This is a genomic window from Paenibacillus sp. 01T442 (genome assembly GCF_056398345.1).
The window spans coordinates 56396-66713 of record NZ_JBFTPF010000035.1 but is presented as its reverse complement, the minus strand read 5'-3'; the positions used below and the strand labels follow the sequence as shown (position 1 = coordinate 66713).

At 45.8% G+C, this 10318-nt stretch carries 12 protein-coding genes; all 12 read right to left on the bottom strand.

What is annotated here, in order from left to right; all coding sequences use genetic code 11:
- Positions 1-638, bottom strand: a 638-nt coding sequence (locus AC1DLM_RS22355) for a class I SAM-dependent DNA methyltransferase (RefSeq protein WP_477571240.1), incomplete at its 3' end; no start/stop codon positions are given.
- Between the two features lies 1 nt (position 639).
- Positions 640-1536: a CvfB family protein gene (locus AC1DLM_RS22350; RefSeq protein ID WP_477571239.1), complete on the bottom strand. Its 897-nt coding sequence runs from the start codon at positions 1534-1536 to the stop codon at positions 640-642.
- A complete protein-coding gene (gene rsfS / locus AC1DLM_RS22345) occupies positions 1533-1880 on the bottom strand; it encodes a ribosome silencing factor (protein ID WP_028557974.1) in 348 nt (115 codons plus the stop codon). The genes AC1DLM_RS22350 and rsfS overlap by 4 nt, the downstream gene beginning before the upstream one ends.
- A gap of 19 nt (positions 1881-1899) precedes the next feature.
- Positions 1900-2472 carry a bis(5'-nucleosyl)-tetraphosphatase (symmetrical) YqeK gene (yqeK, locus tag AC1DLM_RS22340; protein WP_441990318.1) on the bottom strand — a complete coding sequence of 191 codons (573 nt, stop codon included), beginning with the start codon at positions 2470-2472 and terminating at the stop codon, positions 1900-1902.
- Positions 2462-3049, bottom strand: a complete 588-nt coding sequence (gene nadD / locus AC1DLM_RS22335; RefSeq protein ID WP_477571238.1) for a nicotinate-nucleotide adenylyltransferase — start codon at positions 3047-3049, stop codon at positions 2462-2464. The genes yqeK and nadD overlap by 11 nt, the downstream gene beginning before the upstream one ends.
- Positions 3050-3061: 12 nt before the next feature.
- The gene (yhbY, locus tag AC1DLM_RS22330) at positions 3062-3355 is read right to left on the bottom strand and encodes a ribosome assembly RNA-binding protein YhbY (protein ID WP_477571237.1); all 294 of its coding nucleotides are present in this window, start codon (positions 3353-3355) and stop codon (positions 3062-3064) included.
- A gap of 20 nt (positions 3356-3375) precedes the next feature.
- A complete protein-coding gene (aroE, locus tag AC1DLM_RS22325; protein WP_441990321.1) occupies positions 3376-4239 on the bottom strand; it encodes a shikimate dehydrogenase in 864 nt (287 codons plus the stop codon).
- Between the two features lie 17 nt (positions 4240-4256).
- On the bottom strand, positions 4257-5372 hold the full coding sequence (yqeH, locus tag AC1DLM_RS22320) for a ribosome biogenesis GTPase YqeH (RefSeq protein WP_477571236.1): 1116 nt from the start codon (positions 5370-5372) through the stop codon (positions 4257-4259).
- 9 nt (positions 5373-5381) lie between these two features.
- Entirely contained in the window at positions 5382-5876 is a 495-nt protein-coding gene (locus AC1DLM_RS22315) for a YqeG family HAD IIIA-type phosphatase (protein ID WP_441990323.1), read from the bottom strand.
- A gap of 91 nt (positions 5877-5967) precedes the next feature.
- Complete coding sequence (locus AC1DLM_RS22310) at positions 5968-6744, bottom strand: alpha/beta hydrolase (protein ID WP_441990324.1); 777 nt, start codon at positions 6742-6744, stop codon at positions 5968-5970.
- 60 nt (positions 6745-6804) lie between these two features.
- A complete protein-coding gene (locus AC1DLM_RS22305) occupies positions 6805-9036 on the bottom strand; it encodes a DUF4129 domain-containing transglutaminase family protein (RefSeq protein ID WP_441990325.1) in 2232 nt (743 codons plus the stop codon).
- The gene (locus AC1DLM_RS22300; protein WP_477571235.1) at positions 9029-10315 is read right to left on the bottom strand and encodes a DUF58 domain-containing protein; all 1287 of its coding nucleotides are present in this window, start codon (positions 10313-10315) and stop codon (positions 9029-9031) included. The genes AC1DLM_RS22305 and AC1DLM_RS22300 overlap by 8 nt, the downstream gene beginning before the upstream one ends.
- Between the last annotated feature and the right edge of the window lie 3 nt (positions 10316-10318).

Here is a 10318-nt window from a genome sequence, read left to right as displayed (position 1 = left end):
GGATACGCTCGTTGTTCATGCGTTTCGTCAATTCGACGGAAAGTTTCCTGCTGGCCGCTGTCCTTAACGAAGATCGTTAATTCATGTTCAATCTGAACACGTTCCTCATCTAATTCGCTTGTCCAAATGTAAGCAACATCGTCTTCGTTTAGAAAAAAAGGCTGCGATTCTGCATAGGCGAACAATTGCTGTGGCGGATGTACGTCAAAGAGGAATAACCCACCTGGCTTGAGTCCCGCCCATGTTTGACGGAAAGCATCCACAATATCCTCTTCCTCTAGCAAATAGTTGAGGCTGTCACAACAAGAGATCGCGACATCCACTTCCTCGCCAAGCTCCCATTCACGTATATCTTGCTGAATCCAACGAATGCCACCGCCGCGAAGTTGGCTGGGCTGTTCGCTATACTTCTGCTCAGCGACAGCCAACATATCCTCGGAGAGATCAATGCCAGTCACCATAATGCCTTCAGCAGCCAATGGAATCGACAAATTACCTGTTCCGCAACCTAAATCAACGAGCGTTGCAGGCTTTACGCCAAACCGCACGAAACTTTCCTTAATAAATCGAAGCCAGTCTTCATACGGCATGCTGTTCATCAAGCGATCGTACGTGTAGGCGAATTTTTCGTAACTCATCTCAGCCTTGCGTCTCCTCTTGTTTCAGATAGGTCCAATCTGCTTCCTGATAGATGAGCCCATCTTTCATAAGTTTACCTAAGGCACGTTTGAAGGCTGCCTTACTTAGTCCGAATTTATCTTTAATTACATCAGCTTGTGTTTTATCCGAAAATGGCATCGCATTTCCTGGGCGTTCACGCAGCACTTCAAGAATGCGATCTGCATCTTCATCGCGTCCTTTTTCCTTAGGAAGCCTCATGGATAGATTAACTCGTCCATCTTCTTCACGGACGAAAGCAATCCTAACATCCACTTGCTCACCTACGCGAAGTAACCGTGTACGCTCTTGTGGGATGATAAGACCGATGACGCCATACCCTAGGACTCCTGCTTCACATATGACAAAAGTACCCATTTGCAGAGGGCGATACACCCGTGCTTTCACCCATTGGTTCGTCCAGCTCGATGGCGCTCTCACACAAAGCGGTGCCAAATCTTCTTCAAGTGCCAGCTTCGCAATCAATCGACCTTGTCGGTCGTGTGCAAGCGTTGCAAACACTTTGTCCCCAACTTGAGGGCGAAGATCTTCGAACTCAGGCACATTGCGATATGGTAAAAGAAGATGACGCCCTAGACCCATTTCTAAGAAATAGCCAAAACGCGGATGAATATCAACAACCTCTAGAAGCCCCACCTGACCCATGGTCAGAAGTGGACGTTTCATAGTGGCCATGATTCGATCCTGAGTATCGTGGAATAAGAAAACTTCCACTTTATCTCCCGGACTAATTCGATTACCTACGATTTCCGCGTATGGTAGTAGAAAATCTTGGTAGCCATCCGTGAGGAAAAAGCCGTTTGGTGGAACTTCCCTTGCTACCTCTAAGGTAACAAGGGATCCTGCTTCCATTCTCATACGCGTTCCACAACTTTAGCATCGGACCAAAGTCTTTCGATGTTATAGTATTCACGGTCATCACGATGGAAAACGTGGAGAACAACATCCCCTAAATCAAGCAGTACCCATCTTGCGGTATCAACGCCTTCAAACCCTCGAATATGAACACCATGTTCGTGTGCTTTTTTACGAGCCTCGCCCGCAATCGCTTGAACTTGTGTTTCCGAATTCCCGTGACAAATAACGAAATAATCAGCAATTAAGGATACACCTTTCAAATTCAGGCTAACGATATCTGCCGCTTTCTTGTCTTCCGCTGCCTCAACAACGAATGCTAATATTTCTTCTGGGTTTTTACTCATGCAATCATCCTCCATGTCATTAGGTGTGTAGTTGTATTTGTTCCAATAAATCATTCCGTGTCAGAATTGTTAATGGATAAATGCGCTTTCCTTTGGAAATCAAGAAGTTGATCGTGGAGTCAAAACCGGCAATCAACGCGCGTTCAAGACTCGTCTTTGCCAGTTCACGAATAGATTCGACTCCTGGAAAATCACGACCTGGCTCCATATAATCTGCCAAGCAAACAATTTTGTCGAGCAGCGTCATCTGTTCTCGACCAGACGTATGAAACCGAATCGCATCTAAAATTTCCTCGTCGTCGATCCCGAATTGCGTCTTCGCGATGAAAGCGCCTGCGTGTGAATGCCATAGCTCCTTATCGAAAACTAACAAATCTTGCGGTAAATCGTTCTCACGAATAATCTTAGCTTGCTCACCAGTTGGCCAATACTTGCAATAATCGTGCAAAATCGCTGCAACATCCGCTTTGACCGCATCCCCGCCAAATCGTTCAGCCAGCATAACGCTCGTTTCCATCACACCAAGCGTATGCTGCCAACGCCGCTCCGGCATTTGCTCCTTCACAGCTGCCATGAGGTCTTCACGTTTCATATAAGCCATTCACCTCCATGAATTGCCCAACCTTATCTGGCACAAGATACCTGACAGGATCCCTCTTCTGCCTCAACGCCCGAATAGCTGTCGATGATATTTCAACGAGKGGCATCGGAACAAGCTTCACTCGGTTTCGTATATGTTCGGGAAGCTGTTTCAAGTCCAGTTCATAACCAGGTCTGGCTAATCCAATAAAATGAATATGCCGCACGATGTCATCGATGCGATGCCACTGCGGCAAATACTGAACMATATCCGCGCCAATAATGTAAGTGAACGCGATGTCCGGATATTGCGATTTCAACAGCTCGATCGTATCGATACTATAAGATACGCCGCCTTTGTTAATTTCGATATCGATAGGACGAAAAAAAGGATTGCCTTCTGCAGCAAGGCAAACCATCTCCCAACGCTGCTGGCTCGTTCCTTTTGGGGCATTAGGTTTATGCGGCGGGACGTTCGCTGGCATTAGCCAAACCTCGTCCAAGCCCCCTTCCACCCTCGCACGTTCAGCTGCGATTAAATGACCGGTATGAATGGGATCGAACGTGCCTCCCATAATTCCGACAAGCATACGTCCACCTCATTAGCGCGGCAGTTCAATCTTCTTATTGTCACGCGATTCTTTGTACAACACAACGATTTTACCAATAACCTGAACCAGCTCCGCGCCTGATTTCTCGGACAACTCCGCTCMGACTTCTTGGCGATCTTCACCGCTATTGTTGAGCACGGTGATTTTGATCAATTCACGCACCTCAATAGCTTCTTGAATGTGACGAATTAAATGCTCATTTACGCCACCTTTACCTACTTGAAAAATTGGATCTACATGGTGCGCCAAAGAGCGCAAATGTCTTTTCTGTTTGCCTGTTAACATGGATGTCCMTCTATTCATTCTTATTCAGTTAATGACTGTTCTACCACCTGTCTCATCGCCGCAACCGGCGCAGGGGTTCCCGTCCAATACTCGAAGGCATATGCGCCTTGATAAATAAACATGCCAAGCCCGCCATGAATGCGCGCGCCAATTGCTTCCGCTTCACGAAGAAATCTCGTGATCCGCGGGTTATAAATAAGATCACTAACGAGATGATGCGGTCGGAGCATGTGAAGCGGTAAAGGGAGCTCATCAACATTAGGATGCATACCCGCGGAAGTCGTATTCAGGACGAATTCAACATTGTCCACAACGTTCTCCAGCTCGTCCATCCCTAAACCAACGGTTTCGGTGAAAGCGCCAATTGTGGCTGCCAATTCGATTGCACGCTCCTTGGTACGATTCGCGATATAAATGCAGCTCGCACCTTCTTTCGCAAGTGCATAAGCTACACCTCTCGCCGCGCCGCCTGCCCCAAGAACTAGAACTCGTTTACCTTTGAGCTCGATGCCCGTCTCTTCTTTCAAAGAACGAACATATCCGATCCCATCCGTATTAAAGCCTTTGAGCTTCCCATTCTCATTCACAATGGTATTCACTGCGCCAACGATCAAAGCTCCTTCATCGATCTCATCGAGGTAATTCATGACATCAACTTTATGAGGAATCGTCACATTCACTCCGCGATACCCCAGTGCCCTAATTCCCCGAACTGCTTCCCCAAGCGCTTCTGGCTTAACATGAAACGCTGCATATACCCCATTGATGCCCGCTTCCTGAAAAGCACGATTCAACATTATCGGTGAACGAGAATGCCTGATCGGATCCCCGAAAACCCCGTACAAAACTGTATGACTATCGATCGGCGTCACTGGTTTCTCCATGATCTCCCTATGTCCCCCTAAATCAACGACTCCCGTGTAATGACTTTGATACCTTTCGGTGCATGTACAGCAAGCCCAGCACCTGCTAAACTATTCACTTTAATCCAGCCTAATCCAGAGATCAGCACATCCATCTGTTTCCCCTTCGGAATGTGCAACGGATGTTTGACCAGCTTCGGAAGCTCTTCAAGATCAGCCTGTGCCGGAGGCGTCAGCATGACACCCTTGTGTTCTTCATATAACTGATCCGCTTTCTCTAACTTCGTACGATGAATCTGAATGGCATTCGACGTATATATCGTGAAGGATTGATGCTCACCTTGGATAAAATCAAAACGAACTAACGCACCAAAAAATAACGTTTGTCCCTCATTAAGTTGAAATACCATTGGTTTCAACGGTTTGTCCGGCATGAGTGGCGTTAAATCACGCTTCTTCACTACCTCCGTAAGACGATGCTTGTAGACAATCCCAGGCGTATCAATAATGAATTTCCCATCATCGAGTGGGATTTTGACTAGATCAAGCGTAGTTCCCGGATATTGTGACGTCGTCAATTCAGCTTCGAGATCACTGTAATCACTGATCAGGCGATTAATGAGCGTCGATTTCCCTACGTTCGTAGCACCAACCACGTACACGTCCATGTTGCCACGATATTCTTGTACAGCCGAAATAACACGATCGAAACCGATGTTTTTCTTCGCGCTGCAAAGCACGATATCAACAACCTTGAGGTTCTCTTCCTTGACTCTGCGCTGCACCCAGTTGATGATCTTGTTGGCATTCGTCACTTTCGGAAGTAAATCAATTTTGTTAACCACGAGTAAAACGGGATTATTACCAATGAATCGGGCAAGTGAACTAATCATACTGCCTTCAAAATCAAAAATATCCACGATTTTCACGACTAACGCCTTCGTTTGTCCAACATGTCCTAATAATTTCAGGAAGTCATCTTGTTGAAGGGTAATACTCGAAGACTCATTATAATGCTTAATCCGATAACAGCGCTGGCAAATCAAAGGATCCTTTTGCAAGGCAGCCTCTGGTATAAAGCCCAGCTTACTTTTGTCTTCTGTTTGCAGCCCTATGCCGCAACCCGCACAATGTTGTATTGTTTCTGTACTCATGAAACCTCCCTATTTCTTCATCCTTGCTAGAGCCCATTTCTCAATTTGGCGGTTCACTTTCGTGAAGAAGCCTTCATCTTTTCTTGAGATGGGTTGAACGAGGATCGTGTATAACCCCATTCGATTGCCGCCCAGCACATCTGTCAGCATTTGATCCCCGATAACAGTCGTCTGTCGCGCATTCGTTCCAAGCAACTTCATCGCTTTATGGAAGGAAGCATTCGTCGGTTTTTTGGCACGGTGAATAAACGGAATGCCCAATGGCTTAGCAAAGGTCGACACCCGGTTATGATGGTTGTTCGACACAATGACTACTTTGAAGCCGATCTGCTGCAAATGATTCAGCCATTCTATTAACTCAGGTGTCGCATGTGGATCCGCTGCACCGACAAGTGTATTATCAAGATCCGTTATAATTCCGCGAATACCGAATCCCCACAGGTGATTGGCATCAATATCATAAATTGTATGAACAGACTGTCTGGGTACAAGCTTTTTCAGCAAACAAATTCCCTCCAACTGCTTCCTTGACATATACGTGAAACTATATCATAGTGCCTCGTTTGTTGCAAAAAGAAAAGAACATATTTTCTCCCTAATCTCTTGTTGGCAACGGCAACCACTCTAAAACGTGTTGAATTTTACGATCCCAATATCCCCATTCATGCGTGGCGGACTCTTCTTCATAGGTAATTTCCAGCCCTTGTGCAAGGCAATAATCCCGGAATCGAATGTTATCTTCATACAGAAAATCCTCAGTACCACAACATTGATAGAGCCTAGGTTGCTCTTGTTTACTAGCAACAAGCTGATTAGCGAGATAGAATAAATCATTTGGGCTATTTTTAACCGTCGTCACATCGCCGTAAATCATTTGAAAGTCATTCGGAAACGCAGTAGCACGCTCAACAATATCTACGGCACCGGATAAGCTCGCTCCCGCTGCATAACGATTTGGATGCGAAAGTGCCAACTTCATTGCGCCATATCCACCCATAGACAGTCCTGCCACGTAATTCAACTCTCGTTCTTCAGCTAAAGGAAAGAAAGACCTTGCTAACACAGGTAATTCTTCACTAACGAACTCCCAATACTTCGGTCCTGACGCCATATCAGCATAAAAGCTGCGGTTTACAGCTGGCATAACCACCGCAATACCATGCTGAGATGCATAGCGCTCAATGGACGTTCTACGCATCCATATGGTGTGGTCATCGGACAATCCATGCAACAAAAATAAAGTAGGGTGCTTCCCACCAAAAGCATGCGAAGCTAGTCCAATCTGACTTTTGGCAATTTGAGGTAATATGACATGCATGGAAGCTGCAACACCTAGGGATTCTGAATGAAAATGACAATCGATAAACGCCATTTGAATAAATCTCCTCTCATAGGAAGCCACCCTCCTTGTGGGGAGAGTGGCTTCGGTTCATCATTTTATTTGTTCTTTTACACGGATAATTAATTGGTTTGCTTGTTGATATTCGACTTCAGACACAGCTAATTGACTATATTTGGCACGTTCGAACAGTTCAATTAATGCGTCCAGCTCTTTCTTCATCCACTTGCTCTGCGTCGACCACCTGGTCGTTGCTTCGCGCACCGTTTCATACTCGTATCGCGTGTACCCTTTACGACGACAAGCACGGAGCATTCGTTCAAATTCAACGATAATTTTCTGATTAAAATTCACGACTTGCAGCTGTTTCCTGCGTGCACGCCAATTATGCCACGTCTCGCTTCTTACGAAGAAGAATGCAGCAACAGTAAGAAGTGCTGCGACAACTACACCACTTAATGTCAGCCATAGCCAAGTGAAACTTGCGGCTTCTGTCGTTTCTTCAGGCAATGTACTCGTTTCTGTGTCTGTGGTTAAATCTTCTACAACTGGCGCTGCTTCAGGGAACACATTAGGCAACACAAAGCCGGAGGTTGGCTCGAAAGAGATCCATCCAAAGCCTTCAAAATAAATTTCTACCCAAGAGTGAGCATCTGAGTTACGTACCGTATACGTGCCAGCGCCATTTAGATCAAGCGTTGTTCCTAACTGGCTCAAGAAACCCTGCTCTCGAATGTCGTCAGCAATCGATGAAGTGCCAGAGGAATATCCTTTCACCCAACGAGTAGGTAAGCCAAGTGATCGTGTGAGGACAGCCATTGCCGTCGAGTAGTAGTCACAATATCCTTGCTTCACTTCGAATAAGAACCGATCCACGAAATCCTTGCTCTTCCCTTTCGTTTCATCCGGTGTATTCGTATAAGGATAATGTTCGGATAAATACTTCTCAACCAGCTTTGCTTTATCATATGGATTAGTCGCTGATTTCGTAATATCAAGCGCTAACTGCTTCACTCGCTCGGGTAAATCTACAGGAACTTGCAAGTATTCTGCCCACTCTGGTTTGTTGGTAAAATCTTGCTGCGATTGCCGTAGTAGATCTTCCTCTAGAATCGGCTCTTGGACAACGATCGAATAGTCTTTCGGATAATTAGACCGTCCCGTGAATCGAAGTTCCGATTGTCGCGGTGTCCAAATGATGCGTTGGAACGGATTCTCACCTTGATTGATATCCACGATTTTCTGAATGGCATAGCCCCCGAATATGACCGGGAAAGTCTCATCTCGATCCATCAAAACACTTTGCGTAACTTCTTGCGTTTTCAATTGGGATACATCAAAACGTGGATCAAGCGGTAACGGATTCAAATTCACCCGATACGCAGGCAATCTCTTCTCCGTTGGTCCAAGCTCCCATCCTTTACCATTATACATCGATCGGGTTTCCCCACGGAAGTAAGTTCGTTTGGTAGATTCAACGGTCATCACCGGTGTGTAGTCAAATCGAAATCCACCACCAAGTCGACTATCATCTCGGCTATAGCCAGATGAGGCATCTGCGGTCGATGCGGCAATGCTAACCCCTTTGCCAAGCAACGGCACCGTTTCCCCACGACTCACTTTCCAAGCGGTATAAGGGTCTGTCAGTATGGGATTTACTGTCGGAGCGAAAACACCTGCTAACGTAATCACACCAATTAAGATAAGAATAGGAACGGTAAATGAAGACGGATAATCGGAAATCGTTTCCCATACGTCTGGCGCTTTCTTCTTCAATTGGGAGAAATGTCTCACAATTAAGAGCATAAATCCACAAAGCATAATCATCGCCACTTGCGGCCAAAGAAAAATCATACTGAAAGAATCACGAACGGCAAAAAACAAAATGCTAACAAAAATAAGGACGACAATACGGAACCTGGATTGAACGGACCACATTGCGAATAAATATATGATCCATGCTCCCAAACTAAACCAAATATACGGTTCTAGCTGCCCTGCGTTAAGTCCAATGAAGCGAAGCGCCTCTTTCCATGTTGTAATATGTACGGCTACCCAATGGTAACCCATGCCCAAACCATGGAACCAGATGATAAGAACGAATTGGAGAAAACCTCGTGGGCCGTCTTTTATTTTGGGAATACAGTAGGTCGCTGTAGTAAGTACTAAGGTCCAGGTAACGAATGAAACCGTCTCTGGAAGCCACAAACCATCTTCTTTCATAATCCAAATCAGAAATTGGTAAAGGAATATCCCCACGAATATCGCAGATACGCGCAATGCCCAATCCTTGAGAAGAATTCTGCTCCACCATGTGTTAGGCATACCGTTTCGCCCCTCCCAAGAGGTTAGGCAAGTCCGTTAATTGACTTACTTCATACCCCATATAGCCTTGTGAGCGTATGGCCTTAATATAGTCCTCATGTGCAGAGATATGTTCCACACCTTGTKGGCTGAAAGCTTGTTCTGCTTGGGTGTGAACCCAAATATGACATGGCTTCATTTGAAGAAGTGCCATTTGCTGAAACATCTGCAGCATTGCGCTCCCCTTTTGCGGAGAAATGAGCACAATTAAACTGCCTGCAGGCCAATCCTGTGAGCGTTMCTTCAAAATCTGGCTGAGCGTCTGGTACCCATCCGCATCAACACCAACGAGATGTTTAACAATTTCCTTGTAATGATGCTGACTGTGCTTCGGTTCAAAATAAGTAAATTCCTTGCCGATCGACAGTAAACCAAGCGACATTTCGCGTCCTGTTCCGTATCGGAACAGGGAAGCTGCAACAGACACTGCTAGTTCAAACTCAGCCGCATCTCGGTAAGCGCGAGCAGTTCGGTCCAGTAACACGATGGTTTTCGGCAATGATTCTCGCTCGAACTCCTTCGACTTCCAAGTTCCTGTCTTCGCTGTCGCATTCCAATGTATACGTGAAAGCCGATCACCATAAATGTATTCACGAACACCATTGATTYGAGTCGTTTCCCGGTGTGCACTCGTCGCCGTTRAGTGATGCTGCATACCTTTGAGCATTTGATGAAATTGCGCCCATTCGCGGATCGTAACGGTTTGGGGATACACAGTTATCGGTTGTTGCAAATCTAATCGACCTTTATGCTGAAAAAAGCCGAAAATATCCTCGGTTAAGCATTCGGTTTCTCCAAAACGATAGTACCCTCTCCGAAGTGGAGGCGTGCTATACGTGAACTCACCCCGACGTTTCCAGTCTGGAACGATAGATCCTTCGAAAACAGATTCGTCCCCATTCTGACGAATAAGCTGATCTTTAATCATTACGTAGGGAACTGGCCAGTAACCTGGTACTTGGACGCCAAGTTGGATTTGTAAAGATTGTCCTGCTTCCAGCTTAGCTTCTACGGTTGCATTGGTAATCTTTCGAGTCCCCTRCACACGTCTGATGCCACTCCAATTCCCTGAAAGCAAATAAATAGCTAAAAAAGTCATCGTAATGAATAACATTGAAGCCAGCTTGCCACCCTGAAATAGCATGAATAACAAGCTAGCTGCCAAGCAAGTTACAAGTAGCCAAAAAGGTGCCGGAAGCCGGGTGAATTCCCCGAATCGTTTGAATACCGGTCGTTTCATAGG